Source organism: Mucilaginibacter gilvus (assembly GCF_004054195.1).
GTDB classification, from domain to species: domain Bacteria; phylum Bacteroidota; class Bacteroidia; order Sphingobacteriales; family Sphingobacteriaceae; genus Mucilaginibacter; species Mucilaginibacter gilvus.
In genome coordinates this window covers 225,104-251,598 of sequence record NZ_SBIW01000003.1, presented here as the reverse complement: position 1 = coordinate 251,598, position 26,495 = coordinate 225,104, and the positions used below count along the sequence as shown (strand labels likewise).

The 26,495-nt window shown below is 46.0% G+C and carries 18 protein-coding genes; 3 read left to right on the top strand and 15 right to left on the bottom strand.

The features are described from left to right. Positions 1 to 2: 2 nt before the first annotated feature. Together EPL05_RS07105 and EPL05_RS07100 are read right to left on the bottom strand one after the other, a co-directional pair. Complete coding sequence (locus tag EPL05_RS07105) at positions 3 to 3,503, bottom strand: SusC/RagA family TonB-linked outer membrane protein (protein ID WP_128533262.1); 3,501 nt, start codon at positions 3,501 to 3,503, stop codon at positions 3 to 5. Between the two features lie 46 nt (positions 3,504 to 3,549). Next, the gene (locus EPL05_RS07100) at positions 3,550 to 4,596 is read right to left on the bottom strand and encodes a FecR family protein (RefSeq protein ID WP_128533261.1); all 1,047 of its coding nucleotides are present in this window, start codon (positions 4,594 to 4,596) and stop codon (positions 3,550 to 3,552) included. A gap of 133 nt (positions 4,597 to 4,729) precedes the next feature. On the opposite strand from EPL05_RS07100, the gene EPL05_RS07095 reads away from it, so the two are divergent. After that, positions 4,730 to 5,317, top strand: coding sequence for an RNA polymerase sigma factor (locus EPL05_RS07095; protein ID WP_128533260.1), 588 nt, complete (start codon positions 4,730 to 4,732; stop codon positions 5,315 to 5,317). 78 nt (positions 5,318 to 5,395) lie between these two features. Here EPL05_RS07095 and EPL05_RS07090 read toward each other — a convergent pair whose 3' ends face one another. From EPL05_RS07090 to EPL05_RS07070, 5 genes are all read right to left on the bottom strand, one after another. Beyond that, positions 5,396 to 7,330: a c-type cytochrome gene (locus EPL05_RS07090; protein WP_128533259.1), complete on the bottom strand. Its 1,935-nt coding sequence runs from the start codon at positions 7,328 to 7,330 to the stop codon at positions 5,396 to 5,398. Between the two features lie 11 nt (positions 7,331 to 7,341). Beyond that, positions 7,342 to 8,751 (bottom strand): 3-keto-disaccharide hydrolase, encoded by a 1,410-nt coding sequence (locus tag EPL05_RS07085; protein ID WP_128533258.1) that lies wholly within the window; start codon positions 8,749 to 8,751, stop codon positions 7,342 to 7,344. A gap of 247 nt (positions 8,752 to 8,998) precedes the next feature. Next, a complete protein-coding gene (locus tag EPL05_RS07080) occupies positions 8,999 to 11,152 on the bottom strand; it encodes a GH92 family glycosyl hydrolase (protein ID WP_128533257.1) in 2,154 nt (717 codons plus the stop codon). 25 nt (positions 11,153 to 11,177) lie between these two features. After that, complete coding sequence (locus EPL05_RS07075; RefSeq protein ID WP_243837241.1) at positions 11,178 to 12,431, bottom strand: PQQ-dependent sugar dehydrogenase; 1,254 nt, start codon at positions 12,429 to 12,431, stop codon at positions 11,178 to 11,180. Positions 12,432 to 12,462: 31 nt separating this feature from the next. Beyond that, positions 12,463 to 15,222: a glycoside hydrolase family 2 TIM barrel-domain containing protein gene (locus EPL05_RS07070; protein ID WP_128533256.1), complete on the bottom strand. Its 2,760-nt coding sequence runs from the start codon at positions 15,220 to 15,222 to the stop codon at positions 12,463 to 12,465. A 376-nt stretch (positions 15,223 to 15,598) separates the two neighbouring features. Here EPL05_RS07070 and EPL05_RS07065 point away from each other — a divergent pair, with 376 nt between their 5' ends. Then, on the top strand, positions 15,599 to 16,021 hold the full coding sequence (locus tag EPL05_RS07065; RefSeq protein WP_128533255.1) for a helix-turn-helix domain-containing protein: 423 nt from the start codon (positions 15,599 to 15,601) through the stop codon (positions 16,019 to 16,021). Positions 16,022 to 16,112: 91 nt separating this feature from the next. Next, on the top strand, positions 16,113 to 16,796 hold the full coding sequence (locus EPL05_RS07060; protein ID WP_128533254.1) for a hypothetical protein: 684 nt from the start codon (positions 16,113 to 16,115) through the stop codon (positions 16,794 to 16,796). A gap of 55 nt (positions 16,797 to 16,851) precedes the next feature. Here the strand turns inward: EPL05_RS07060 and EPL05_RS07055 are convergent, their stop codons facing one another. The 8 genes from EPL05_RS07055 to EPL05_RS07020 all read right to left on the bottom strand — a co-directional run bounded on the left by EPL05_RS07055 (position 16,852) and on the right by EPL05_RS07020 (position 26,493). Then, entirely contained in the window at positions 16,852 to 18,681 is a 1,830-nt protein-coding gene (locus tag EPL05_RS07055) for an ABC transporter ATP-binding protein (protein ID WP_128533253.1), read from the bottom strand. A 53-nt stretch (positions 18,682 to 18,734) separates the two neighbouring features. Next, positions 18,735 to 19,772 (bottom strand): glycoside hydrolase family 43 protein, encoded by a 1,038-nt coding sequence (locus tag EPL05_RS07050; RefSeq protein WP_128533252.1) that lies wholly within the window; start codon positions 19,770 to 19,772, stop codon positions 18,735 to 18,737. Positions 19,773 to 19,788: 16 nt separating this feature from the next. Beyond that, complete coding sequence (locus EPL05_RS07045; protein WP_128533251.1) at positions 19,789 to 20,625, bottom strand: glycoside hydrolase family 16 protein; 837 nt, start codon at positions 20,623 to 20,625, stop codon at positions 19,789 to 19,791. A 29-nt stretch (positions 20,626 to 20,654) separates the two neighbouring features. Beyond that, on the bottom strand, positions 20,655 to 21,821 hold the full coding sequence (locus tag EPL05_RS07040; protein WP_128533250.1) for a galactokinase: 1,167 nt from the start codon (positions 21,819 to 21,821) through the stop codon (positions 20,655 to 20,657). A gap of 78 nt (positions 21,822 to 21,899) precedes the next feature. After that, positions 21,900 to 23,036, bottom strand: a complete 1,137-nt coding sequence (locus EPL05_RS07035; RefSeq protein ID WP_128533249.1) for a glycoside hydrolase family 43 protein — start codon at positions 23,034 to 23,036, stop codon at positions 21,900 to 21,902. A 14-nt stretch (positions 23,037 to 23,050) separates the two neighbouring features. Continuing rightward, positions 23,051 to 24,286: a DUF2264 domain-containing protein gene (locus EPL05_RS07030; RefSeq protein ID WP_243837240.1), complete on the bottom strand. Its 1,236-nt coding sequence runs from the start codon at positions 24,284 to 24,286 to the stop codon at positions 23,051 to 23,053. Between the two features lie 9 nt (positions 24,287 to 24,295). Beyond that, the gene (locus EPL05_RS07025; protein WP_128533248.1) at positions 24,296 to 25,273 is read right to left on the bottom strand and encodes a family 43 glycosylhydrolase; all 978 of its coding nucleotides are present in this window, start codon (positions 25,271 to 25,273) and stop codon (positions 24,296 to 24,298) included. Continuing rightward, a complete protein-coding gene (locus EPL05_RS07020; RefSeq protein WP_243837239.1) occupies positions 25,273 to 26,493 on the bottom strand; it encodes a glycoside hydrolase family 88 protein in 1,221 nt (406 codons plus the stop codon). Before EPL05_RS07020 ends, EPL05_RS07025 begins: the two co-directional genes overlap by 1 nt. Positions 26,494 to 26,495 lie beyond the last annotated feature (2 nt).

Sequence of the window (26,495 nt, the reverse complement as noted above, 5' to 3'; positions counted from 1 at the left end):
CGTTAGAATTTCACATTTAGGTTAAAGCCCCAGCTTTTGCGGGATGGTAACGAACCATACTCAAGCCCCTGCCCGTTGCCGTTGTTGTAGTTAGAATCAGGGTCAACATTGGGTACGTTTTTGTGGATGATGAACGGGTTACGGCTTACCAATGCAACCGTCATGCTTTTGATACCCCATTTTGACGAAATAACCGTTGGTATATGGTAGCTTAAAGTGATCTCGCGCATTTTAACATAGCTGGCATCATAGATGAAAGGTGTTGCTACACCGTTGCCATCGCTATAGTAATTTGCCCAATAAATGGATGGATCTAACGCACGCGTGTTTTTAGCGTAAACCGGGTTGCCGCTGCCATCAGTACCGGTTTGCACCACACCCTGCGGAACATAACCTTTAACATTACCCGCTGCTGTCCATTGCTCAATGCTCATGCCCGCGGTTTGGCGGTCTTCTTCAGATTTTATCCACTCGGCACGACCCGGTAAAGTTGTTAAGCTGCTACCGCGGATGACGTTGAAAAGATTGGTCATAGAGAACAGGCTTGCCCCTTGTTTAATATCAACAATAAAGCTTAAGCCAAAATTTTTGTAGTAGAACGAACTGCTGATACCGCCTGTCCAGCTCCAGGTACCTTTACCCAATACCTGGCGGTCGGTGGTTTGCAGTGGTGCTAAAGTAACCGGGTCGAGCACGGCGTTACCGTCTTTGTCAACTTGTGCTCCGTAGCCTAAGATAGCGCCATAAGCAGTGTTCGGCCTTGCCACTACCGATGTACCCAACCAGCGGGCATCAGATAAGGTTAAATAAGGTACGCCTTCCGCAAGCGACTCTACATTGTTGATGTTGCGGGCAAAGTTCACGTTCAAATCCCAGTTAAAATCTTTCAGCACAATAGGCTTGGTGTTCAACTGAACTTCAACCCCTTTGTTGCTGATAACTCCCGCGTTGATCAATTGCTGAGAGAAACCGGTTGATAACGGGATGTTCACCACGTTGATCTGATCGCGCGATTTGGAGGTGTAGTAGGTTACGTCCAATCCTATCCGGTCGGTAAAAAACTTCAGCTCGGTACCAAACTCGTAAGAGCGGGTGCGGGTTGGTTTTAAGCCAAGTGGCGGCAAAATGGTGCTACCAATACCGCCTATCGGCGTGCCGTTAAAGTTCTGCGGACTAAGCGCGTAAACCAAATTCAGTTGATAGGGGTCGGTATCGCTACCAACTTCGGCAACAGAGGCCCTTAACTTACCGAACGACAGGATAGATTTATCAATCTTAAATGCATCGGTAAAAATGAAACTACCTGTTAAGGATGGATAGGTATAAGTATTATTGTTTGATGGCAGCGTAGACACCGCGTCGCGGCGGAGGGTTGCATCTACATATAAAATGCTTTTGTAGCCAGCACTCAATAAGCCATAAACCGAGCGCGTTTCGCGGCCGCGGGGCGATAAATCCAGTATGGTTTTATCAGAGAAACTGTTAGAGCTTATTACATCCGTTGCCACCATGTTAATGTAATTACCAGTGTAACCAGGATTAAAGGTGTGCGAAATACTTGCACCCAAACGGCCCGACAAGTTAAATGATGGTGTGAGCTGTTTCTGAGCAGTTAACAATATATCCGCTTCTGTAGTTTGTACCTTCTGATTAGTGGTTTCCAATCTGCCGGTTAACGAACCCGGTGTAGAGCGTGGGCTGAACTTAGAGTAATCGAAGTAAGTGAAATCTGTTGAAGCACGGCCCTGCAAATTTAACCAGCTGGTGATGGTATAGTTCCCTTGCAAGCCGCCTATCATGCGGTTCTTTTTAGTTTGGTTCTTCATTTGGTTGATCACCCAGTATGGATCCAACCGGTATTGACCGCCGCCCCATTCTACGTAATTTCCCTCTGCATCTTTGTAGCCGGTTTTAAAGTAAGACTGATCTACGTTATTGGCCAAACCGATAAAGTTATTACCGATGTTACCCGGATCATCTGCAAGCGAGGGACGGTTAATTACATCCTCGTTCATGTACATTACCCTTGCCTCTAAAGTAACTTTGCTGCCGAATTTGGACGTCCCATTAAAGTTAAAGGTGTTGCGGCGGATATTGCTGCCGGGTACGATATCGCGGTTACGCAGATCGGATATAGAAAGGCGGAAGGATGTTTTATCAGTTGAATTAGAAAATGCAACCGTATTGGTAAACGTTGAACCCGTGCGGAAGAAATCTTTAATATTATCCTTCACCAACGCGAACGGGCGATAAACGCCATCGAAGCCAATCACATTCAAACTCGGGTCTAAACGTGGCCCGAAGTTATTGAACAGGGTATTTTTTGCCTGCGCAGCATCAATCACCAGTTGCTCGGCAGATCCTTGTCCGTATATAAACTGGTTGCCATCCAATGTGGTTAGCTGGTTTTCTACGGATGAGGTGCTGTTAAATTCTATACCCAGTTCTTTGCGGTTACCACCACGTTTGGTAGTTATCAAAATAACACCGTTACCCGCGCGGCTACCATAAAGTGCAGCAGCAGCAGGGCCTTTCAGTACGCTTATCTTATCTACATCATCGGGGTTAATGGCCGAAATAGCGTCCCCAAAATCCTGACCGCCGCTATATTTGCCACCACCTACCTGGCCGTAGTTAGAGTTGTCTATCGGCACACCATCTACCACATATAATGGCTGGTTGTTACCGGTAATGGTAGTATTACCGCGGATAATTACCCTTGATGAACCTGCAGGGCCGCCCGCCGTACTATTGATAATTAAACCCGGCACTTTACCAGCAAGCGAGTTGATCACATTGGTTTCGCGGGCCTTTTTAAGGTCGTTACCGTCAACTTCGGTTAAGGCGTAGCCTAAGGCACGTTGTTCGCGTTTGATGCCTAAGGCGGTTACCACAACTGTTTTCAGTTCGGTATTGCTAAGGGCTAAGTTTACAACAATGGTGTTAGCTTGCTCATTAGCGATAAGCAATGACGGCTCGAAACCAAGCATTTTAAAGGTGATCGCATCGCCATTGTTTGCCTCGATAGAGAACTCGCCGGCTGTGTTAGTTACCGCTATTTTATCGGTTTTGGTGTTTGTAACCGTTACGCCTGGCAACACCATCTTATCAGGATCCAACACTTTACCACGCAGGGTAAATACCGCTGCGCCTTTGTTGGTTTTTACCGCCTGTATCAATACCGTTTCGCCGGAGATCTTATACTTAACCGGTATTTGGGCAGCTAAAGCTTCCATAATTTCAACCAGCTGCTTATCGGTAACCTTCAGGCTTATTTTTTGGCTGAGGTCTACGTCGGCGGGGTTGTAAGAGAAGTGTACCTTGGTGGCATCTTCTATTTGCTTAAACACTTTTTCTACAGGCACTTTTTGCCAGTTAAAGGTGTAGAGGGTTTGAGGCGCTGATTGGGCGTGCGCGCTGGTACAAATTACCAGGAACACTGCGCCAAGCATCCTCAATAACATTTTAGAGATAAAATGCGGATCGGGTAGTTTTTTTAGCATAGTTTAAGAATTAGGGATGAGTTGATTGTATAGCGTGATTTTGAGTTTAAAACACAATTTTTACGGTATCGCCCTTCTGCACGTAGCTGAAGTTGTTTACGAAACCAATGGCATCAAGCACCTCGGTAAGGCTTTTGTTATCAAACCGGCCGGTGAACATGATCTTGTTTGCTGCTTTGCCATCGGCCACTAAGCGCACGCCGTAGGTATAGTTTATCTTATCGGCTATCTGACTAAAGCTGGCGTTGGTAAACACCATTTTAATACCCAACCAGTTCTTGATCTCATTTTGATCGAAACCTGATTTTTTGAAGGTATTTGCGCCTTTAGCTAACACAACCTGCTGGCCCGGGGTTAAGAATTGAGTGATAATGCCGGATTGCGGCTGGGTGGCTTCTACCTTTACCTTACCGGTAGCGAGCATTACACTCGCGGTTTTAGCATTAACATAGCTGCTTACTTTAAATGACGTACCCAACGCGGTAGTGGCGGTTTTGTTGGTAAGCACTACAAAGGGGCGGGTTTTATCTTTCTTAACCTCAAAGAACGCCTCGCCCACAAGTACTACGTGGCGGTCGCTTCGGCCGTAGTCGTTCGCCATTTGCAGCGAACTCGATCCGTTTAGTGTAGCTACCGTACCATCGGGCAGTACCACAATTTTACGGCTGCTGGTTTCTGTTTGGGCAACCATGTGGTAGGTTGAGTTATTCACCCGGCTGTACAACATCGCACCCGATACCGGCGCGCTGAATTTGTAAACGCCATAGGCAATTACCAGGGCCAATATAGTAGCGGCTATAGCCAGGCGCGGAATCCATAAGCGGCGCACTTTGACAATAGGAACGCTTTCGAGTTTTTCGAGGGCAATGGCCGCCTTTAATTTTTCAAGTTCTTTTTGCTTATCGGCTTTGGTAACCCGTATTGCTAATAACAGGCAAAGCTCGCGGGCATCGGCTATCTTCTTTTTTAACAACGGCTGCGTAAGGATGACGTCTTCCCAATGCGCTTTATCTGCCTCGTTTAAATCATAGCAGTAGTTAATAAAGCTTTCGTCCGTTAAAAAATCCTCGACATTATAATTATTATAGTCCATTTAGTTGGTATTTACACACAAGTGCAAAAGATTATTCGTTTTTACCAACGCTTTTTAAATTATTTTAAAAAGATTTTACTAATTTCATCATTAATTAATATGCCGGGCTTTAACCTGCCTGTAAAACAGCTAAATGAGTAACAAGATCACACACGAAAAGAAGAACTGGGCACTGCTTGCAGAAGGTGGTGAACAAGGGCTTTACGCGTGCTTTGATATTTTTTACGACGACCTGTACCGCTTTGGCTTATCGATGTATAAAAACCCCGAGCTGGTGAAGGAGGGCATCAACAACCTGTTTATCGAGCTTTGGCGCATACAGCATAAACTGGCCGATGTGCAGAACGTACAGCAATACGTACTTACCATATATAAGCGCATCCTTTATAAAACGTACCAGCTTTATACCCGCAACACGCTCACCTCTACTTTGGATGAGGATACTATTACCATGGCCGGGGCCGAACAGCCATACGAGAACATCCTGATAGCCAGCCAGCACGATGAGATAACCAAAAAACGGTTGCAGAAAGCTTTGAACCAGCTATCGCCGCGGCAAATAGAGATCATCCGGATGCGCTATTTTGATGAGAAGAGTTTTGCCGAGATAGCCTTGCAAACCGGCCTTACCGAGCGCACAATATACAACACACTCCACAATGCCATTAAGGCGCTGCGCGATATTTTTGTGCTGGTGGTTATATTTAGGATATTGAAATAAACCACAAAACGACTTTATAACAAAAGAGGGTTAGCATTTTTGGACTGCTAACCCTCTTTTGTTGATATCTGAATTTGTTTACCGTAACGAGTTGATATAACCCGCGATTTTAAATGCTTCGGCTTTGGTTACCTGTGGCATTGGCGGCATCTCGGTGGAGTAACCCGGCCAGTTTTGCGGCTGTGGGTTATGGATCAGCGAGAAGATCTTCTCTGGTGAATACTTACGCTTCGCGATCTCTGCGAACGGCGGGCCAATTTGCCTTTTTGTTGGGTTATGGCACGATAAGCAAGTGTTTTTTGTCAGCAAGCCTTCCACCTCTTTAAAGGTTGGTGCTTTTGTGCTGGTGGTTTTAGTAGCAGCAGCCCCGCCTTTTACCGGTGCGGTTGCTTTTTTGGTTGACGGAGCAGCGGCAGGAGTTGCCGCTGAATTTTTAGTACTCACTTCGCTCATAGAAAGCTTACCGCCATCAGGGATTTGGTTTAAGGTGTAGTATGCTACCGGGTGTACCAAAGAATAGAAACCATCCTGCGACCTTAAGCCATCTAATGTTAATGTATGGATATAGTATTGACGAAGATTTTGAACGATGATCCTCGCTTTTAAACCATCAGCAGAAATCTTAACACCGGCAATTTTTAGTTTTTCGGTATTTACCGGCGGCGAACCATAAACCGGGTGATATTTGTAAATAAAGCTCTCAGCATTGTATGATGCCAGGTCTTCTGCAGATTTACGATCTACCGGCGCGGTAAATTCAACTTCAAAACCATCAGGCATCGCTCTTACAGCTTTCATTTCGAAAGGTATTTTGTTGTTGTAGACTAATCTTTCCAGGCCTTCGTTGGCATCACCTGCCGAACCCCAGCCGCGGTTAGTTTCGCCTACAAATAAGGAACCATCTGTTCCCCATTCCAGTCTTAACACACCCGAGCGGAAACCTTTACGGAATAGGAAGGCCGCACCTTGCTCCTGCCCTTTTACCGTTTCCAGGAAGATCCTCGAAATGATGCTCATGCCCTGGTCGCCCGCTAAGATCTGACCGGCAAAGGGGCCGAATGTATTAGCAGGTATTTTAACCGGCTCAGATGATGAGATACCCAGGATACCGTATGGCAGCCAAACCGATGGCAACTTCAATTCAGGGAACACTTTCTTCATCTCGAACAAGGTTTTGAACGATTCGTTCACCCGGTTTTCGGGTTTAATATACCGGCCTTGCTCATTTTTAAGGCGGCGCTCATCCATTTGCGAGTAAAAGAAATCTGACTGCAGTTTTACAGGTGAATTTGGCAGGCTTGTCCACCTTAAGCTGGCGGGGTGACCCATAAAGTCGCCTTTGTTTATTTTCCATAAACCGCCCGATCCCACCCAGTCGCCCTGATTTTCGGTATAATAAAATTGGCCGTCTATAATTCCAATACCCGCCGGCGACCGGAAACCCGCTGCATAAGGCATCATTTTGCCTCCTTCGGTAATATTCATAGCCCAACCCCGCATAGGTACACGGCTTTCGGCTCTCCACCATTCTTCATCGCCAAAGGCAACGTTGGCTGTAACCATAAATGTGCCATCGGGCATTAGTTTAGGTCCAAAGCTATATTCGTGGTAGTGTCCGCTTAATGGCCATGCATAAACGGTTTCGTAGATCTCTGCTTTGCCATCCTGGTCTTTATCTACCAGTTTGGTTAATTCGCCGCGTTGTGCTACGTAAATGGCACCATCTTTATAAGCGATGCCCAATATCTCGTGTAAGCCGTAAGCAAACCTGCGCCAGTAAGGCTTGGTACTTGTAGGGTTTTCTACAATGTACACCTCGCCCCTGCGGGTAGATACGCCTAAATCGCCGTTAGGTAACGTAATCAATCCGCCAACCTCTAAAATTGGCCCCTCGGGTACACGCACTTTAGTTATCTTGAAAAAATCTTCCTCCTTCGGAGTTTCCTGGGCAAAAAGCGTTGAAAAACTTAAGCTTAATGCCAGTGTCAGTATCGTTTTAAAAGTATATGTCATTGCAAATCGGCTTAAAATAATAGGGTATAACTTAACTTATTGCCAATGGCTACAATCATTTGTTTCTTGCCATCAACATCTCTAATAATTGGCTTTGCCGTTCCATCAGCAAGCTGCAGGTAGTAGGCTTTATCGCCCACCAAATACAAGCCGCCTCCCAGGTCTTCAATATCGGGTGCGGTAGCAAGCAGAAAGTACAGGTCATTTGCAGGTTTCTCAACCGAAACGTCCCTGCGTAAACCCTGGCCGTTCTCCATTACTTTTACATCATCGGTAACCGTATTACCGTAGATGAAATATTTAAACGCTGGTCTTTCCTGGCTATCCAATATATAGCCTTTGGTAAAAAAGCCTGTGCCGGCAGTATCAGCTACCCATTTATCCAGGGCGGTTACCAATTTTGAAACAGCGAGGATCGGTTTTGCAGTAAAACGGGTAACGCTCCCTAAGGCGCGCGAAGTACCATTACCACGGCCATCCCACATAGGGGTAGCATCAATAAAATCACCATGCCATCCCTGTAGTAATGTACCGTTATCCAGATCGTAGCTGTAAGCGGTACGCTCGGGCCCGCCAACCGAAATAGCGTGTACCGAACGAACGCCAGGAACCACATCCACAAAACTGCGGATCATGTTATTGCTGGCCGCATCAATATAGATAGGATCGGCATCATTCCCCTGTCTAACTTTCGGCAATTCTGTTAAGGGAGTAATAGAAATATTTTTAAATGCAACAGAACCATGATCGCCCTGTAAGCGCAAAGCACCGGTTGCTTTTTCAGCGCCGGCAGCTCCTCTTGTCGCGCCAAACAATTCTACATTCTCATGGATGGTTACACCGTTCAGGTCGATGCTTAGTATTTTCGCGTTGCTGATCTTCTTTCCGGCCGCATCAAATTTGGGAGCCTGGAAGATAATTTTGATATGCTGCCAAAGTCCCGGCGCTTTGCTCGCGTTTTGGCGGGGTGCAATACCACCGTAACCTTTTTCGGCTTCGGGTTTGCTATCGTCCCAACGCTGGTAAATACCACCATTATTATGCGACGTTGCTTTTCTTAAACCCCAGGCATCGTCTATCTGGATCTCGTAGTTTCCCTGGAGGTAAATACCCGAGTTTGCGCCTTTTGATGTTAAATAATCCAATTCAACGGCAACATCCCCATATTCATTTACAGTATACAGATCCGACCCTGCTTTTTTGGCTGTGGACTGGTTAACCAAAACCCCATCGCCTTTGGTGGTTTTTAATACATTTTCACCGTTTAGATCGGCAAAAACATTACCGACTACCGACCAGGAGCCTCCAGGATTTTTAAAAGCAGACAGATCTTTAAGATCAATACGCTGGCCAAATGCCAACAGGGTTCCGCAAAGCCAGAGGGTGGCTGTAAGACCCGTCTTTGAGACGTTTAGATTCATGTATATTTATAATTATTGTTGTGTTCCTGTTTTTATCGGCGGGGAATGTATCAGATCATTCCCATATTCAGTTGGGCGAAGATATTGAACCTGTACGACATTATGATTTACCGTATGATCAGATCGTTCATTTTTCTTGCCCGTACGTACATTTTACGCGCATAAGAATCGTCGTTCTTCCGATACTTAAACAAACGGTTAATTACGACATAGTTTAATTGTGTTAATGTGTTGTTGCGCCGGGCGACTATTTTGTGGCGATAGAGATCTTACCTCCCTGTTTGAACAGATCATGCGATACAAAGTATCCATTCATCTTTGCGCCGTTCACTTTTACCGAGGTAATGGCCCTGCCCTTTCCGGGTTTGGTAATGGTGAGCAATTTACCGTTGCTGGTTCGCCATTTTACCTCATCAAAAAGCGGGGCGGTAACAATATATTTAGGATCTGTAGCCGAGAACGGGTACAAGCCTAATGCACTGAACACATACCAGGACGACATTTCGCCGGCATCATCCATCCCGCTCAGTTCCAGTCCTTCTTTGCCGATACCATACAGATCATTCATAATATGATCTAATATCTTTTGAGATTTAGCAGGCTTGTTAATGAAGATATAAGCGAATGGTGCTTCATGGTCGGGCTGGTTGCCCTGGCAATATTGGCCTATCATGGTTTCTACGTTGCGTGCAATGTAATTGGGGTTCCAAGGCAGGGTGAATAGCGAATCGAGCTTAGATTCAAAGCCCTTTGGCCCGCCATACAGCTGAATTAAACCCGGCATATCATGCGGCGCAAAGAACGACACCTGCCAGGCATTTGCTTCGCGATACATGTACTCGTAATAAGGGAATTGGGGGTTAAAGTTTTTTATCCAGTCGCCATTCTCCAGGCGCCCTCGCATGAAACGCGTTGAGGGATCGAACATGTTTTTATAGTTTTTGGAGCGGGTCATCAGGATACGGTAGTTTGCTGTATCGCCTAACTTCTTGGCTATCTGCGCCACCGAATAATCATCATAAGAATACTCTAAAGTTTTTGAAACGCCGGCTTTGGCCTTGGTTTCTACCTGCGGATTGGCTATATCCGGGTCGGATATGTAACCCTTTTGAATATACTCGGCAATATACGGGCGGGCACCACCTGCTACGTTTGCATTTCTTAATAATAACTGGTAAGTGCCTTTTATATCAAAGTTATCTATCCCGCGGAGGTAAGCACCGGCGATAGAGGATGCCCCGTGATCACCATGAAAAAAGGTGGGTATAAAGCCTGTTTTATCGCCTACATCCTTCATAGATTTAATAACATCAAGTGTAACTTGTGGACTTATCAAACCCAAAAGCACATCTTTATTGCGGTAGGTATCCCACAGTGAAGGCTCGGTATAGTAGTTAAAGCCCGTTTTTACCACATTCTTTTTAGCATCCGTAAACTCCCCATTTACATCGCTGCGCAAAGCCGGCCATAAAAACGACCGGTACAGGCAGGAGTAAAACATTTGCTTTTGTTTAGCATTGCCGCCTGTTACCTGTATAGATGAAAGGAGTTTTTCCCAGGTTCGAGTTCCCTCTTCACGGATGGTTTCAAAAGACTTATCGCCTATCTCCTTTTCGAGATTCTGCTTTGCATTTTCCGCGCTCACGAACGATAACCCTATTTTAAGTTCAACCGGACCCGTAATACCGTCGGCAAGGGTGATCAGCGAGTAGCCGGTACGTTTGCCTTCATCCGTTCGGTCTAACTTTTCAATTTTAGCGTTTATTACGGCATAAAAATAAATGTTCTCACCCCCTTGGAAGCCTTGCACGGCGTTGTCGCCCACCTGCATTATATTCCAGGTAGTTACCCTGCTGTTGGCTTTGCCCAGGTCGAAAAGTATTTGCCTGTTAGTGTTGTTTTGATAGATATACTGATGATAACCGCATCTTAAGGTGGATGTGAGCTTTACGTCCACATGGTAATCATCCAAATAAACCTCGTAGAAACCGGGAGATGCACTTTCTTTTTTATGCGTAAAGTGCGATCCAAATTTGCCACTCGCTCCGGATACGGGCAGGATTGGGATATTGCAAAGGTTCCAGTGCCCCTTGTTGGTGTGCGTAAACCCGAGGATCACCGAATCTTCGTACTGGTAACCAGCTCCCGAGCCATAAGCGGTAACCGGACTAAGCTGTACCATTGCATTTGGCAGCGAACTGCCGGGGAAGGTTAATCCCGCCCACGAACGCCATCCCTTAGGCAGTTCGTAACCGAGAATTTTGGGATCATTAAGCGGCGCGGTACCTATAAAAGTGTTTACATACTTTGTATAGGTTTGCCTGGGCTGGCTTTTTAGCGTTGTTGACGCAAAAAAAACCAATACCGCACTGCTTACAAATTTTCTGAGTGGACCTCTCATATATAAGTAATTAAGTTTGATGTATTTAGTTCCTTACCATTTTGTAAATGGCTCCCTTAGGATTAGCAGGGCCAATATCGGCATTTGTAAGCACATATACCTCACCTGCCTCATCTTCGCCAAATGCCAGCACTTTTAAGTTTGGCGGGATATTTTGCAAGGTGATGTTTCCCCTTTGCCATGCCTTCCCCGTGTTTTTTAAATAATATACCTGCCCTATCCAATCGGCAAACAAATATTTGCCTTTTAGGGCAGGCAGTTGCACGCCGTTGTATACATAGCCGCCTATTACGCTGATCCCTTCTTTGTGGCTGTATTCGGTTATCGGCATGGTTATGCCTTTAATATCGCAGCCCGTCGCGGGGCTGTAGCAATGCGTGCCTTCTACTATTTTCCAGCCATAATTGGCACCTTTTTTTATAATATTAACCTCTTCCCAAAGGTCCTGGCCAACATCGCCGGCAAAGAGTTGCCCGGTCAGTTTATCAAAAGAGAACCTGTAAGGGTTACGAAAACCGTATGCCCATATCTCTGGTTTATAACCAATTTTCCCAACAAAAGGGTTGCTTTTTGGCACCAAATAGCCTGCTTTGGTATTGATATTTACACGAAGAATTTTGCCCAGCCAGGTATTCATATTTTGCCCATTTCCAAACTCGCCATGCTTATCGCCCTGGCCTCCGCCATCGCCTGATGAAATGTACAGATAGCCATCGTGCCCAAATTGGATGCAGCCACCATTGTGGTTGCCCTCGGGTTCGTCAATGCTGAGGATAACCCGCCCGCTGTTGGGATCAACCGTGCCTTTAGCGGTTAATTGATATTCGGCCACAACACCTTTATGGTCTAACCCGGCGGTGGCTGGCGCACTGTAAAAAACGTAGAACTTTTTGTTGAATTTAAACTTGGGATGCAGCGCTATACTCAGCAAGCCCCGTTCCTCGTAACCACCATTCACCTTGATCATTTTACTCCTCAGATCCAGCAAGGGATCGGTAAGCAATTTGCCATTTTTTATTACCCTGATGAACCCGGTTTGTTCGGTTACCCAAACATCGCCGTTGCCCGGGAAAGTAACCGAGGTTGGCGAATGGAGACCATCGCTTATCAGCTGCACTTTTGCCGTTATTGCTGGCAGCCCTGCGTCCGGCGCGGATTGTTTTTTGCTGATGTAGGAGGGTAACAATACTACAACGAGGCCAAGGCAACACAGCACCATAACGGAGCGTAAAACGGATAAAAATTTTGAGGTAGCTTTATTTTGCAGCTGCTTTTTCATTTGGGTTATATTGGTTTTAATACTTTATAAATTAGTTAGTAAAATCTAACCATAGGGTGCCGCTCACCGGCTTGCCATCTGCATGGTTTTTTTGGCTTTGCGGGCCCATCACATCGGCGGATTGAAATTTGGTACCAATAGGGTTTATCGCTTTCATAAACCCGATACTGCCTGCCGGGAAAACGGGTCCCACATTGTTATTGCTTAACGCGGCCTGCTCACGGGCGGGTTGATACATTTGCAGGTAGGTGTTTTTATCGGCGGTGTAAACGGTGAATGGTGATTCCTTATTTTCTATAACGGCCCAATTCATTTCGGCGTGGTAACCTTTAAATTCGGGATAGCCCCAGGTTTCGCCGGTTATGGTATTGTTGTAGGCTTTGTGCCAAACGCCAAACTGCTGGCCTTTTAGCCGGTTCTTCCAAACACGGTATGGGCCACGGCCGAGCCATTTCATACCCGTAACTTTTTCTTCGGGATAATTAAAGGTAATACCCATAAAGTCTACATCGCCCTGCTGCGTATACCGGTATTCCAGCTTAACCGGCTGGCCGGGTGAAAAGGTCCATTTAATGTGCAGCGGTGCCGCGCCCTGGTAGTCGGCTTCTATGGTGTATCGGGCTTTATCTGCTTTATAGGTAAACTGCTTTAAGATAGTATTCACCCCGGCTAATACTGGGCCGCCAGATAAAGAGACCGTGCCGGTTGGCTTAATTACTTTTTGAATATACCCGGTAGTTTTATCGAAATAATAGCTGATGCCATCGCATTTTACGCTCAATGTGTTCTCGGTTTCAGTAATTTTTATGCCTGGTGTGTTTGCAGGTGCAGGAACAATGTTTGGCACGCCAACAGGCGCGTGGATAGCCCAGCTCCAGGTAAAAATTTCCTTTTTATCGGGACCGTAAGCGGTAAGGTAAAGCGCGTCGCTTTTTCTCCATAATGATGGCAGGCCTAAATTGAACACGCCTTTTTCGCCCGGTTTTAAATTCAGGGCAGCGGGTATACCTGTGGCTTGTACAATGGCTACCGTAGTTTTACTTTTTGCCGATGGATATTTAACCAACTTCCATTTAAAAGTACACTGGCCGAAATTGGTGAACGAGTACCTGTTCTCCACCGGGATATTTCCGTCGAAGTGCTCATCAATCGGCTGCGGATCAATATAAACCGGCGACCAGATCTCTTTGATGGTATAAAAGCTTGCTTCTTTCTCGCGGTGCGGGCCTACAATGCCATCCGGCGCGTGGTTACCGTCGGAGTCGTACACCCCGTTCTTATCGGTACGGATAAGCGCTTCATCCAAAAAGGCCCATATAAATCCACCGGCGCCATGCGGGTGCTTCATCATTGCGCCCCAAAAATCATCAAGCGCAGCCCCTGCCCCGCCATCATATAAGGCGTGCATAAATTCGGTAGGGAAAAATACTTCCTGACCGGTTGCAGCGGCTTTAACCATATATTTATAATCGGGGTAGTGCTTGGTATCGGTACCGTTAAATTTTTCCCAGGGATGCAATACGGTACGTTTCTGAGGGTCGTAAAGGGCGTAATCGTTATCAAGTCCGCGGTTCCAGCCTCCCTCGTTGCCATTATCCCAGAATATAACGGAAGGGTGATTTACATCGCGCAGTACCAATTCCTTTACCAGCTTATGCCCTACTACGGTATCGTATTTTGCCTGCCAGCCGGTGAGTTCGTCCAGCACGTAAAGGCCCAGGGAATCGCACACATCCAAAAACTCATGATCGGGCGGGTAGTGAGACATGCGCACCGCGTTGTTATTCATCTCTTTCATCAGCCGTGCATCCATCAAATGGACAGCCTTGCTTAGCGTGCGCCCCGTTTCGGGCCAAAAGCTGTGTCGATTGGTGCCTTTTAAGATCACCCTTGCGCCGTTTACGTAAAACCCATCATTGGCTCGCACTTCCACCGTACGGAAACCAAACTTTTGTTTGATACGGTGTACAACGCCCTGCTTATTTTTAATGCTGACAATTACCTGGTATAGATTTGGGAATTCGGCACTCCACAACTGTGGTTTATTAAAGCTGCCTTGTAGCTGGAGACTATCTACGGTGGTATTTGCCTTAACGGTTAAGGGCGTGCCGACATTTTGGCCATTTAGCTTCTGTACCTGCCCAACAATGGTTTCGTTTCCTTTTAAATTCCGCGTAAAAACATTGAGCAAGAACGAGCCATCGGCTTTGGCATTTACCGATGTTCTTGCTATAAATGTTGCAGGCACTATTTCCAGGTAAACCGGGCGATAAATACCACCCAAAACCCAAAAATCGCTATTGCGGCGCTCTGCGTCATTTACAGATGAATTTGCCGAGGTTTTATCAACCGTAACTTCTAACAGGTTTTTCCCGGCGGGTTTAAGCAGATCGGTTATATCATATTTAAACCGGTAAAAAGCCCCCTGGTGTATAGGGCCGGCTTGTTTGCCGTTAACCATTACCTTAGTATCGGTCATTGAGCCTTCGAAAACGATGAATACCTTTTTGCCCGACGTGCCGGGCAACGCAAATTCGTATTTGTATAAGCCCTTTTCGTTGGCCTTTACTTTATCGTGCCCATAATTATAGGTACCAAAACCCTGCTGCTCCCAGTTTGATGGTACGGGTATTTTTGTCCAGTTGCCGCTTTTACGGCCATCGGTGCAATAAAAATCCCATTGCACGGTATGGTCCTTATCCGTACCGGATAAATATTTAATAACCGTTTCCTGCGAAAACGCGTTAATGCCTGTGAGTAGCAACAATAATTGCAGTACTGTTTTTTTCATAATATTTATTTGGTATAATGGCTTGCAGCGTAAACTAAACAAGATTAATTACTCCACGGCAATTAAGAAAGAATACTGTAAATTAAAACTACGCAATCGTTGCCGATGCGGCAATAAACGGGCTGTAGAGTTTTGTATTCGAAAAAAAGCCGGCAAGCTAAATACGCTACCGGCTTTAAGTCAACCAATATATGAACCAATAATTATTCTGTTTTTCTAAGCCTGATGCTTCTGAGTTGCAAAAAAAGGGTTAGTCTATTTTTTCATTCCAGAAAGCAAATTCGCTATTACCCAAAAGCCATGCACCATTACGCGGAACGCCCACTTAGACGATAAACCAGCTGATAACGATACGGTGGAAAAAACGATCCGTTATATGCAGGACAACATTAATACCATGATACGGCTTGATGAGCTAAGCGGCTATGCCAGGCTTTCCACATCGCATTACTCTGCTATCTTCCGGGCAAAAACGGGCTATTCCCCTATCGAGTATTTCAACCAGTTAAAAGTTCAAAAGGCCTGCCAGTATATCTCGTTTACCACCATGTCTATCAAAAACATCGCTTTAAGCCTGGGGATAGAGGACCAATACTATTTTACCAGGATGTTCACCAAGTTAATGGGCATCTCTCACTACGAGTACAGGAAGAAAGTAAAAGCAAGCCCCGGCAATATTGAGGAAAAGGTTGCAAGCGTTAAGGTTAAAGAACGAATAAACATTTATTTAAAATTCAAATATCAAGCAATTGCCCCGATCAGCTATTTCTTACCCATGACCGGTATTCTTTCCGTTTGAGAAAATAGTGTACTAAAAAGAAATTCCTGTGGAGTTGTTTAAGTTATAGGCAATATAGCTTTGATCAATTATTCACCTAACAAACAATTTTATGAGAAAAATTGATCAACTAACGATTGGCGGCTTTATGCTGCTTACACTGGCTCTCGGTTGCGCAAAAGATGCCAACAAATCAACCACTTCTGGCGATGGGACAAAAACAACGGTGCCACGCGCTGCTTTGCCACAAAGCGCCTTTAACCTCTGGAAAACTTGTAACGGCACGCCTTACAACATTTCGGGCACTAATGGTATCGCTATCCCGGTTGGTAACTGCAGTACCGATATTGACGCCGCCCAGCAAAACACCGGGCAAAACGCTACCGGGATGCAATTTAACGGTGCCTTTAAAGGCGGCAGTAATGCCAACAGTGGTGCAAGTGAAGAAGCAGTTTTTGTATGCGATAATGTAACCCAGTGGAACGGCAACGAGATGGGATTTGTTAAAACACTGGAAAACAACGACCTGAAAGCCTACTTACAGGGTGGCGGTCAGTACATTACCGCATTGATATCGCATAATGATAACGGTTACCACACCTTTAAATGCCAGGCACGCGCCAACAACACCCACATGGTTGATTTTTATGTGGACGGCGTTTATAACTGCACCCTCACCAACAACAGCGGCAGCTACTACAACAAGTTTTACTATTTTGTAGGTACCAACCACTGGTACGGAGGTTCTACCCCTACAGGCCAGCAAATTGAAATGTACAACATGACTACTTACTAAGCGTAGCCAATAAATAAGCGGGGGTTAATAGCCCCCGTTTTTTATTAAGGATGATTTATTGATAGCCCATTGCCTGCAGTTTGAACAACTCGGCGTACCGGCCGTTCTTAGCCAGCAATTCGGTGTGCGAACCCACTTCCAAAATAGTTCCTTTATCAAGCACCAAGATCCTATCGGCCAGGCGCGCGGTGGAAAATCGGTGCGATATCAACACTGCCGATTTACCTTTGGTGAGTTCGGCAAAACGTTGAAACACCTCGTATTCTGCACGGGCATCCAATGCCGCGGTAGGTTCATCCAAGATAAGTAACTGCGCATCTTTCATATAAGCACGTGCCAGTGCTACCTTTTGCCACTCCCCTCCCGATAGTTCTATACCCTCATTAAACCGCCTGCCAAGCCATTGCTCGTAGTGCCCGGGGAGTTTCTCGGCCAAAGCATCGGCCAGGCTCTCTTGTGCCGCCTTATGAATGAGTTCTGTATTATCTATCTCCGTGATATTCCCCACGGCAATATTTTGAGAAAGGGTCATCTGATACCTCAGGTAATCCTGAAAGATAATGCCCATGTTGAGTCTCAGCTCTTCAATATTGTATTCCTTTAGGTCTATTCCATCCAACAGGATACGCCCTTCGGTAGGATCATATAAACGGGCCAGCAGTTTAACAAGTGTTGTTTTGCCTGCGCCATTTTCGCCTACCAGCGCCAGCTTTTCGCCGGTATGCAAAGTGAAGTTAAGATGCCTGTTTGCCCAAAGCTGTGCGTTATGATATTGGAAACCTACGTTTTCGAAAGTAAACCCTTCCTTAATAGGGTTAGGAAAAGGCAATGGTTTTGCGGCGGTTGTTATTTTTGGACGAATGGCGAAAAACTCGATAAAATCATTAAGATATATGGCACCTTGCGAAACCGATGTAAACCTGCTCAGCATATTTTCCATCAGGCTGCTAAGCTGGCGGAAAGAACCTGCCAAAAAAGTAAGCCCGCCTATAGAGGTTTTACCCGTTACGGTATTGTAAATAATGAAGCCGTAAGCCGCGTAATAGCCAATACTGCCGATGACAGAAAAGAAAGTCCCCCAACCCGACCGCCGCACCGCAAGTTTACTATTGTCGGTATAAAACTTTTGAGACAGTTTTTTAAAGCGGCCAATAATAAAATCGGCCAGGCCAAATATCTTCACTTCTTTGGCGGTTTCGTCGCTGGCACCCAGGTAGCGCAGGTAATCCAATTCGCGGCGTTCTGGGGTTTGGCTACGGCTGAGAGCGTAGTTCTGGCTATTGAAATACGACTCGCCAAGAAAGGCCGGAATAATGGCGACCAACAGCAGCACGATAAGCCAGGGGTTGAACGCGATGAGCCCAGTGAGCAGGAAACCCATAGAGATAAGATCCTGCACCTGGCTCATTACCTGCGAGAGTAGTACCGTTCGCCCAACGGTTTGCTGCCTTGCCCGCTCCAGCTTATCATAAAACACCGAGTCCTCAAACTGGTCAAGATCGAGCGTGGCGGCGTGGCGCATAATACGAATGGAGGTGTAATTGGAGAATTGGTCGCCCAGCAGACTATCTACCAAATTGATCATCCGGTTGAGGCCATCCGTTGCCACGGCAAGCCCAAACTCAATGGCAACCAGTTCCCAAAGATGTTGCTGGCTGCCGCCGGAACGGTTAAGCTCTACCACCTGGTCGATAATAAGCTTACCCACATACAGCAGCAAAACAGGCATGGCAGACCTGGTAATGCGCAACAAAAAACTCAACAATGTTTTTGAAGGATTGCTTTGCCAAACCAACCGAAAAAGCTCGGGCAGGTTCTTCAATGCCGAAAGGCGCTGCTTAAAGGTAATATCGGTAGTTGGTATGGTGTTGCGCGTTCTCGCCATGTACCAAAGCTAAACCTTTGATGTGTGGCAAAAGTTTAATATGGGTAATATTTCTAAAAAGAGGCTTTAAGATTTCTTTTACCCCAAAACGCGATCAGCTTCTTAGACTCTTTTGCCGAAACATGCATCACGGTGCCATGCCGCGGGTGAAAATTCATCGAGACCTCGTTATCTATTACCTTGAAGTTTTCCAGATCGGTACTTTTGCAAAACTGGTACTTGCCCTTCATATAAACATCGTACATCAATATCCAGGTATCCGAGTTGATGAGTTTAAAAACATCGGCACCTTCTACTGCGTCGGTAGTTTGGTTCAGGATGTTATCAAAAAGTTCGTAACCGCCTGTTAGCGTCTTAGAAACCGCTTTTTTTATGCCGAGCCCCTGCCCTTCGGTTTTGAAGAACAAATTGTAATAGCCGTCCTTATAAACAATATCAGCATCAATACATGCACCGCCGTCTGGTTTGTAAAAAAGTTGTTTGGGCGTTCCTTCAATACCTGTAAAACCGGCATTTGCGTAGGCGTAGTAAATGATATCTGCACTGTTTCCTTTGCGCATGCTCCAGTACACCATATATTTCTTCGCCAACGGATCATAAATGGTTTGTGGTGCCCAAACCCGGTTTATATCGGCAAATTCCGGCACGTTGTCTGGGATATTAACAATGCTGCTGCTCCAGTTGATCAGGTCTTTCGATTTCAGGAACACCATGGCATAGTTAGCGCCCCATCCATTTTTTGACACGTTCATATCCGTAGCCACCATGTAAAAGGTTTTGCCATCTGCACCGCGTAAAATATGCGGATCGCGCAAGCCAGCTGTCGAACTTACTTTTTCGGAAGATACCACAGGGTTATTCGCGTTAAGCGCCCTGTAATTATAACCATCGGCACTCAACGCAAACCTGATGGCTTCCTCTCCCTTGCCATTCCCGGTAAAATAAGCAAACAAGTAGGCGCTATCTTTTCCAATTTTTGGGAGAGCAAAATCTGCAGCCTGAACGGTTTGTGTTTGTGCAATCGCGCCAAACCCGTATGTTACACCAATCAGGGTAGTTACTATTATTCTTTTAACTGCTATAATGTTCATGTTTTTTACTTTTTAGCTACTGTTTTTGGTAAACTTTTATGTAATCTACCTCAAAACGTTTGGGAAATTTAGTTACAGATGGATCGCCGCCGTTGTCGCCGCCTACTGCCAGGTTTAGTAATATATAATGGGGCTGCTTAAAAGGGTTTATTTTTTCGGCGTCACTGTTGTTCAGGTCTTTCATTTCCACGCGGTTTAGCAATTCATTATCTACATAAAGGCTAATGGCATTCTCGTCCCAATCCATTCTCCATATATGGAATTGCCTGCTCCATTCAGGGCCAAATAGTTTTACCTCTTTTTTGGTGCTAAACCATTTCGCTTTATAGGCTACGTCTGTGCCGGTGGCAATATTGGCGAGCAACATATCGCGGTAATACTCCATAATATCAATTTCGCCGTTTGATGGCCATTGCCCTTTTACGCCCAGCGTCCAAAACGCGGGCCATAAGCCGGAATCGACGTCTATCTTGCCGCGCATTACAAAACGGCCATATCGAAATTCTTTTAGTCCGCCTGTGTTCATGCTGGATGCCGTGTATTCAATAAACTCGCGGTTTGTTTTCCAGTTTTTGCTGCCGGCGGCATAATTTGGGTTGGGCAAATGAACTTTTTGTGCCTCAATTACCAGCACGCCGTTATGGCACACCGCATTTTGTGGCTGATACCATTGTAACTCGTTATTGCGGGTAAAACCATGCTCAAACTTCCAGTATTTGGCATCTACTGGCCCTTCATTATTAAACTCATCGGCCCATACCAGTTTATAACCGATAGTATTGCCAGGCTGGCATTGTGCTGTTTGTTTCACGGTTATGGTTAGCAGTATTGCAATCAGGCTGATGTATTTCATATTGCTTATTTTTATCAAACCTGTGAATTTTAATTGATAAGTTCACCAATTCCGTTGCCTACCGAAGTTTGATAAACCGTTGGCGGATATCCTATCAGATCGGTATAATAGGATATCATATCCTCCTTAAACCCTGCGAAAGCATCCATTTTAACCAACGCTATCACACTACATCCAAAGCCATATCCTGCCATCCTTGCTCCTATTACGCCTTTGTAAAAACGGCTGTATTCGGTTATGGTATCCAGTTCAATACTACTTACCCCATACAGGTTTTTTAGCGATTGATGCGATTGGTACATCAACTCGCCAAAGGCGTTAATATCGCCCTGCAAAAGTGCTCCCTGTGCAGCCTTTACCCTATCGTTTTCTTCAACAACGTGTAATGCGCGTTTAAAAATAGTTTCATCCGTTAACAGGTGTTTATAAAGTTGAAGTACAGGCGCATCTATTTGGTACAAATTATCAATCCCAAGCTCGGGTTGCAGGCAGGCCAGGGCGGTATCGCAGTTGACTGCTCTTTCTTTGTAGAGCAATTCGGATTGACTACGCTGACGCTTCGCGCTGATAACAGCGAGGCAGTGATCGCCTAAAATTAAAGGCAACGGGTTATGCTCCCCGGTTTGTCCATTCATAATTAACGCGGCATCTTTTACCCCATAAATTGCAGCAAACCACCCGGCAATCCCTGCATGGAGATTTAGCATGTCCATTTTTTTGGCGCAAACCAGGTTCATTAGTTCTTTTTTGGTGTAATTGGCATTAAACAATTCATTCAGCCCCAAAGCGGTCACCATTTCCATTGATGATGCCGGAATTAGCTCCGCAGCAAACGGCAGATCGGAAAAATATAGTATATCAAGCCCCCCGGTAAACTGATGTCCCTTTGCCAAAAAGCTACTAAGCACCGCCAAAGGTATATTATACCAAAGGCCGTTAATTTCGTGGTAAGGTACATCGATGGAGATATCCAGCGTTTCCTGAAAATTCAGGCTGCGAAAACGCAGTACCCCATCGTTATTAGGTGCCACTAACAGATAAGTACCCATGCTGATGGCGCATGACATTGCCAGCCCGCCGTTTTGCGCGGTATGTTCGCCCAATAAATTCACCCAACCCGGGCAGAAATAATCTTCAACAGGCTGCTTATTAAACAGCTTGTTAAATGCTGCGCTGGCGGTTGTTACGTTAATCATATTTAGTTGTGTACCTGCCTAAAATGGGGGTGTTAATTCCAGATAGTTTTGTTGCGCTGTAGCGCGGGCTATTTCGTCCTACTTTTTAAACACGTTCAGATCCCACTTTTCGGCCCAGTTTATTTCGATATCATCGCCTTTAAAAGTGATTGGCAACCACAGGTACCTGCCGTCGATAGCATCTTTCGGTGTCCATTTATCTGCCATAAAAATAAACGCGTCCTTTTTACCGGCTATTGGCAACACATAGGTGCTTTGGCCGCCAAAAGTAATTTCGGCACCTGCACCTTTACAGGGGTTACCCCGGTAAGTCCATGGGCCATAAATTGATTTAGCTGTAAACCAACGCGCAGGGTTTGGGTCCCAACCAGTGGTGCCCGAGCCAATTAAATAATAAATACCGTTGCGCTTAAATATGGCAGGGGCTTCGGTTTGATGGCCGGCGTAAACCCTTGAAAACTTGCCGGTATGGGCGGTATAATCGTCGTTTAGTTCGGCGATGTCCACGGTAAAGTTCTCTTCGGCAGAAAATATATGATAGGCTTTGCCGTCGTCATCTAAAAAAACGTTCATATCGCGCGCCATTTGTCCACCGGGCAGGTCGCGGCAAAAGAACCCTTCACTTTTGTTTTTGGGGTTGGCACAGTCTACTTTGTCGGCATCTGGCGTACCTTCAGGGTAAAAAGGCATAAAGCCTGCATTGGGCCGATAGCTTTTAATAAAAGTATACGGACCGGCAACCTTATCGCTGGTAGCCAACCCCGTACGGGCGGCCTTATAACCTTGCCCGCGCAGTTCCAGGTGGAACCACATCACGTACTTTTTGGTCTTTTTATTATAAACCACTTTTGGGCGCTCCAGGATGCAACCCTTGGCAATATCGTTTGTAGAATCGGGCGATATCGGCAGCGCTATGCCTTCATCCTTCCAGTTGTACAGATCTTTTGAGGAATAGCAATGCACACCCACCATAGCACGGTTACCCGCGCCTCCGGCTATTTTATGCTCGCCAAACCAATAGTATTTGCCCTTATCAAAAAGCAACCCGCCACCATGGGCATTAATGTGGACGCCATTGTTATCGGCCCAGATGGTGCCGGGTGTAAATTGCGTTGCTTTAACCGCCTGTGCATGCTGCGCACTTGAAATAAGCGGTGCCGAAAGGAATGCGCCAGCAAGCAGGCATATAGTAAATGTTATTCGTTTGATATTCATGTAGTGTATAGGTGTTATTTTTTGATGTCTAAGGCGTGGTCGGCGGGTACATCCTGCCCGCTCCAAATTTTAACCGAGGTCCATGGGGCATCGGAGCTGCTCCAAAACTCATCGGTATCTGGTAAGCCGAGCGGCAGGAAAATATCAGCACAGATATAAAGGCTGCCCGTGGTGATATAAAAATCGGCCAGACCCGGCTGCTTTCCGTAAAGCCCTATATTGAGCCAACCCGCGTCATTAAAAGTTTGCGGCGCGCCCAATGTTTTTTGAATAAGGGCGGTTAATGCTCCCCTTACCTGCGCGGGCAAAAGTTTGGCTGGCAGTTGCTTTTTATAAGCCACATCGGCCAGGTGCGTAAACAGCCCGCCACGGTATACAATAGATCGCCCCGTTGCCGGGAAACTGCCATCGGTATTGATGAGCCGCTCTAAAATCTCGGCATAACGTTGACCGATGATCACCTCGCGGGCCTGTTCGGCACCGTATTTTTTAATTTTTTGATTCACCACATCCAATATGGTGCTGAGGTTGGGGTGGATAACAATGCTATTGTAATAATCAAAGTGAAACTCCATTCCATCAGAATACATGCCATCGCCTACGTACCAGTGCTGGGTAAATTCGCGTACGGCGTACTCTACGCGCACCGGATCATACCCAAGGTCATATTTGCAAAAAAAGGCTTCTATCATCCCCGAAAACAAGATCCAATTACTGTAAACCGGTACGGTATTGCGGGTTATCTTCAACGCATCAACCACCTGTAGTTTCACCTTCCCGTCCAGATGTTCCCACAACCATGGCGAGCGGATAAGCCCCAGCGCCACAAATGATGCATCAACCAGGGGCTGTCCGCCGTTCCATTGCATATAATCTTTTGCCTGCGGGTTTACGGCGTTGGCTATAGCTTTTAAAGTCCATTCGCGGTATTGGTTGCGTAGTTTTACTTCTTCCGCGTCGCCGCCTTCTGCTTGCAGCCATGGTGCAATCCCGCTGAGGGTACGCCCAAATGCTTCAAGATATCCTGCTTTAGTGCGGCTTTCCTTATTGTCTATTCTGTCAGAAAGCTCCATTTGTATTTTCAACTTCAGCTGATCATCGGCAAGGTTAGACAGAACGGGGCGCGCTACTTTATCGAGATAATTCAACCACACTTTGCGCACAGGTATCGCCTTTGCAGGTTTTTTTTGTGCGAAGCATGCCAGCGATACGGAGAGGAACAGCAAACAGGTAAGGATCTTCTTCATCATAATTCAATATTATTTAGCAGCCTTTATTTTAACCGGTTTTAGTTTTCCAAAAACATCAACCGGCTTTATATTCCCTTGGGCATCAAAATACATGGGTTCGATACAGGTCTCCCGGTTATAACCGTTACCATCGGGGATCTTAAAACGGTGATAAGCGATGTACCATTTGTCGGTACCGGGCACCTGTACTACCGAGTGGTGCCCCGCGCCTTTTACCACCCCTTTGCCTTTTAATACCGGATGCCCTGCTGCCTTAACAAATGGCCCCACCGGCGATTTAGAAGTGGCGTAAGCAATAGAATACCTCGGGTCGCGGGTATCATATTCCGACCACATGAGGTAATAGATACCTTTACGCTTGATCATAAAGGGGCCCTCGTTGTAACCTTCGGGCTTAAAAGAAATTATTTTGGTAGTGTCGTAGCTTATCATATCGTCGTTAAGCTTCACCACATTGCATTGCCCCTGCCCAAAGTACAGGTACGCGCTGCCATCGTCGTCCACAAAAGCCATGGGGTCTATCATTTGACCGGGCAATAATCCCTTCCTGACGAGTGGCTTGCCCAGGGGATCTTTAAATGGCCCGGTTGGTTTATCGGCAACGGCTACGCCTATGTTTACATCGGCAGAATAGTAATAGTAATATTTACCGTTTTTGGTGGCGATGGTAGGTGCCCAGGCCCGCACCTTTGCCCAACTAAGGTCGGTTGGCAGGTTTAGGATAACCCCTTCGTTTTTCCAGTCGGTAAGGTTATCTGAGGACCAGCAACTGAAAGCCGTTGACTGCCAGCCAACCGTGCCATCGGTAGTTGGATAGATGTAGAATTTATTGTTAAAAACAGCGATGTTGGGGTCCGCATATACGCCGGGTAAAGCCGGAGCAGGAGCGTTCAATGTATCTACTGATTGCGCCTTAACAACTGTATTTATGCCTGTAACAAGCAGTATTGCTGCTATGCATTTTAGTATCATTCCGTTTCTATTCATTATTTGCGTTTGAAGTTCTTATACCTGTTTAAAGCCTCTATAAAGTAATAATCCGCGTAGGTAAGTGGTACATCCACTTCAGATTTTGCGGGCAAACTACCTACGCTATGCTCTAAAACAAAGCCACCGTTAGTTCCCGCAGTTGCGAAGTATTTAGGTCCGGATAAGTTTCTGATGATCGTTTCCGCCGTATGGAAATATAACGCGCGCGATTTACCATCTGTATACCGGCACAATTCTAAAAATGCGGAAGCCATTACCGCCGCCGCGGAAGCATCGCGTAAGGCTGTTGGCTTACCGGGAGCATCGTAATCCCAATAGGGGATTTTATCGGCAGGCAGATTTGGATTATTCAGGATGTATTGGGCGATATGATTAGCCTGTGCCAAATATTTTTTATCTTTTGTGGCACGATACATTACCGTGTAGCCATATAGCCCCCATGCCTGTCCCCTCGCCCATGCAGAACTATCTGCAAAGCCCTGCGCGGTTTTGCGCTGCTGCACTTCGCCGGTTTCCGGGTTGTAGTTTACAACGTGGTAAGAACTATAGTTCGGCCTAAAATGGTTCTTCATGGTAGTGTTGGCATGGGTAACCGCTATGTTATAATAGCTGGCATCGCCGGTAACTTTGGTGGCCCAAAACAGCAGTTCCAGGTTCATCATATTATCAATGATCACCAGGTAGTCGGATTTTTTGGAATCCCATGATTTGATGCACCCAATCTTGGGGTCGAAACGGGTAGCCAGTGACTTTGCGCTATTGACCAGGATCTGTTTGTATTCGGCTTTAGGCGCTACTGTTAAAGCGGTACCGAAGCTACAGTACATCATAAAACCAAGATCGTGTGTGGTGGTGTTGTATTGTTCTTTGGCCAGCACCTGCATCATTCGGTTGGCCTCGTTTAAAAGCGCGGGATCTTTTGATTGCTGATACAGGTAAAGCAATGTGCCGGGGTAAAAGCCACTGCACCACCAGCCTGAGCCGCTGGTTTCGAATTTATCTGTAGCTGCAAAGTAGGTTTTGGGGAACTGGTCGGCCTGTAGCTTGGTAGCCATCAGCTTGTATTGCGCGGCTGCTTTTTTATAATCAGTAGCTATCGTTTTCAACAGTTTGGTATCCGGCTTAAAGTTTGTTTGCCCATACGAGCCAGCAACGGTAAGCATGGCTATCAGCAAAGCAGGTAATACCTTTTTGATCATCATTAAATCTTTAACCATTA

Bases quoted from the DNA above. Each gene is read 5' to 3' on its own strand.
- EPL05_RS07075 (WP_243837241.1), bottom strand. From the start codon at position 12,431: ATGAAAAAGCAGCTGCAAAATAAAGCTACCTCAAAATTTTTATCCGTT.
- EPL05_RS07035 (WP_128533249.1), bottom strand. From the start codon at position 23,036: ATGAATATCAAACGAATAACATTTACTATATGCCTGCTTGCTGGCGCA.
- EPL05_RS07020 (WP_243837239.1), bottom strand. From the start codon at position 26,493: ATGGTTAAAGATTTAATGATGATCAAAAAGGTATTACCTGCTTTGCTG.
- EPL05_RS07065 (WP_128533255.1), top strand. From the start codon at position 15,599: ATGCAGGACAACATTAATACCATGATACGGCTTGATGAGCTAAGCGGC.
- EPL05_RS07050 (WP_128533252.1), bottom strand. From the start codon at position 19,772: ATGAACATTATAGCAGTTAAAAGAATAATAGTAACTACCCTGATTGGT.
- EPL05_RS07090 (WP_128533259.1), bottom strand. From the start codon at position 7,330: ATGACATATACTTTTAAAACGATACTGACACTGGCATTAAGCTTAAGT.
- EPL05_RS07040 (WP_128533250.1), bottom strand. From the start codon at position 21,821: ATGATTAACGTAACAACCGCCAGCGCAGCATTTAACAAGCTGTTTAAT.
- EPL05_RS07045 (WP_128533251.1), bottom strand. From the start codon at position 20,625: ATGAAATACATCAGCCTGATTGCAATACTGCTAACCATAACCGTGAAA.
- EPL05_RS07105 (WP_128533262.1), bottom strand. From the start codon at position 3,503: ATGCTAAAAAAACTACCCGATCCGCATTTTATCTCTAAAATGTTATTG.
- EPL05_RS07095 (WP_128533260.1), top strand. From the start codon at position 4,730: ATGAGTAACAAGATCACACACGAAAAGAAGAACTGGGCACTGCTTGCA.
- EPL05_RS07080 (WP_128533257.1), bottom strand. From the start codon at position 11,152: ATGAGAGGTCCACTCAGAAAATTTGTAAGCAGTGCGGTATTGGTTTTT.
- EPL05_RS07100 (WP_128533261.1), bottom strand. From the start codon at position 4,596: ATGGACTATAATAATTATAATGTCGAGGATTTTTTAACGGACGAAAGC.
- EPL05_RS07055 (WP_128533253.1), bottom strand. From the start codon at position 18,681: ATGGCGAGAACGCGCAACACCATACCAACTACCGATATTACCTTTAAG.
- EPL05_RS07060 (WP_128533254.1), top strand. From the start codon at position 16,113: ATGAGAAAAATTGATCAACTAACGATTGGCGGCTTTATGCTGCTTACA.
- EPL05_RS07085 (WP_128533258.1), bottom strand. From the start codon at position 8,751: ATGAATCTAAACGTCTCAAAGACGGGTCTTACAGCCACCCTCTGGCTT.
- EPL05_RS07030 (WP_243837240.1), bottom strand. From the start codon at position 24,286: ATGATGAAGAAGATCCTTACCTGTTTGCTGTTCCTCTCCGTATCGCTG.
- EPL05_RS07070 (WP_128533256.1), bottom strand. From the start codon at position 15,222: ATGAAAAAAACAGTACTGCAATTATTGTTGCTACTCACAGGCATTAAC.
- EPL05_RS07025 (WP_128533248.1), bottom strand. From the start codon at position 25,273: ATGAATAGAAACGGAATGATACTAAAATGCATAGCAGCAATACTGCTT.